1 protein-coding gene is annotated in these 1,756 nt (G+C 64.0%); it reads right to left on the bottom strand.

Features of this window, described 5'->3' with window-relative positions; genetic code table 11:
* On the bottom strand, window positions 1-1,756 hold a 1,756-nt coding region (locus tag IVB32_RS29320; protein ID WP_247412182.1), incomplete at both ends, for a transglycosylase domain-containing protein.

Genomic DNA, 1,756 nt, shown 5'->3' with positions numbered 1-1,756 from the left:
CAGCTCGGTGATCTGATAGGCGGTCATGGAATCCAGCACCTGCTCGCGGCGGTCGATCAGCTGCGGCTCGTTCTGGTTCTTCCAGCCGCCGGGCGCGTCACAGCCACGGCATTCGCGCTGGTCGTGCTTGAAGATGGTGTGGCCGTAGCGATCCTGGATGCGGTCGATCAGGGTCGGCTTCACCCGGCGGCCGCCATTGGCGAGCATCGAATAGGCCGTGACCATGCGCATCGCCGTGGTCTCGCCGGCGCCGAGCGCGTAGGACAGATAGTTCGGCAGTTCGTCATAGACACCGAAGCGGCGGGCATATTCGCCGATCAAGGGCATGCCGATGTCCTGGGCGAGGCGCACCGTCACCGTGTTGAGCGACTGCCGCAATGCGTTGCGCAGCGTCACCGGCCCCTGGAATTTGCCCGAGGAGAAGTTTTCAGGCCGCCACACGCCCGCGCCCTGGCCTTGATCGATTTCGATCGGGGCGTCGAGCACGACAGTCGAAGGCGTATAGCCGTTGTCGAGCGCAGCCGAATAGACGATCGGCTTGAACGACGAACCGGGCTGCCGATAGGCCTGCGTGGCGCGGTTGAACTGGCTCTGGTCGAACGAGAAGCCGCCGACCATCGCCAGCACGCGACCGGTCCAGGGGTCCATCACCACCATCGCGCCGGACACTTCCGGGATCTGGCGCAGCCGGTACTGCCCTTCGACAGGCTGGGCGTCCTTGTACAGCGGATCGGCGTAGATCACGTCGCCGGGCTGGAGCACCTGCGACACCGCACTCGCCGCCCTGCCCTTCGCAGCCCCCGAGGCCGCTCTTGCCCATTTGATACCGTCGAGCGTGATGAGGCCGGTCTCGCGCTGCTTGCTCACGGCGCCGCCGAGTTCGCGGCTCGGCTGGAAGCCGATGCGCGCCGACTGGTCGCTGGTCTCCAGCACCACCGCCATGCGCCACGGCGAGATATCGGACAGAGACTTGATTTCGGCGAGCTTCACGCCCCAGTCGCCCGAAATGTCGAGCTTGCTGATTGCGCCGCGATAGCCCTGCTGCTCGTCATAGTTGACGAGACCGGCGACCATGGTCTTGCGCGCCATGACCTGAATCTTGGGATCGAGCGTGGTGCGGACCGAAAGGCCGCCCTCATACAGCTTCTTCTCGCCATAGCGCTCGAAGATGTCGCGGCGCACTTCCTCGGCGAAATATTCGCCGGCGAAGGTGTGGGCGCCGTTGGAACGGCTGGTAACGGCCAGCGGCTCCTTGCGCGCCTTGTCGGCGTCGGCCTGCTTGACCCAGCCGTTCTCAACCAGACGATCGATCACGTAGTTGCGGCGCTCGATGGCGCGGTCGCGGTTGCGGACAGGATGCAGCGTCGCGGGCATCTTCGGCAGCGCCGCGAGATAGGACGCTTCCGCGACGGTCAGCTCATTCACCGACTTGTCGAAATAAACCAGCGACGCAGCCGCGATTCCGTAGGCACCTAAGCCCAGATAGATTTCATTCAGATACAGCTCGAGGATCTTGTCCTTCGAGTAGGTCTTCTCGATCCGCATCGCCAGCAAGGCTTCCTTGATCTTGCGCGCGAAGGAGACCTCGTTGGTCAGAAGGAAGTTCTTGGCGACCTGCTGGGTGATCGTGGAAGCGCCCTGCGGACGGCGGTTGGAGCCGTAGTTCTGGATGTAGACCACGCCGGCGCGCGCCATGCCGGTGTAGTCGATGCCACCATGCTCATAGAAATTCTTGTCCTCGGCCGCGAGGAAGGCG

Source organism: Bradyrhizobium sp. 23, assembly GCF_023073295.1.
Taxonomy (GTDB): Bacteria; Pseudomonadota; Alphaproteobacteria; order Rhizobiales; family Xanthobacteraceae; genus Bradyrhizobium; species Bradyrhizobium canariense_D.
The sequence above is the reverse complement of the archived record's forward strand: the minus strand, read 5'-3'. Positions and strand labels throughout refer to the sequence as shown.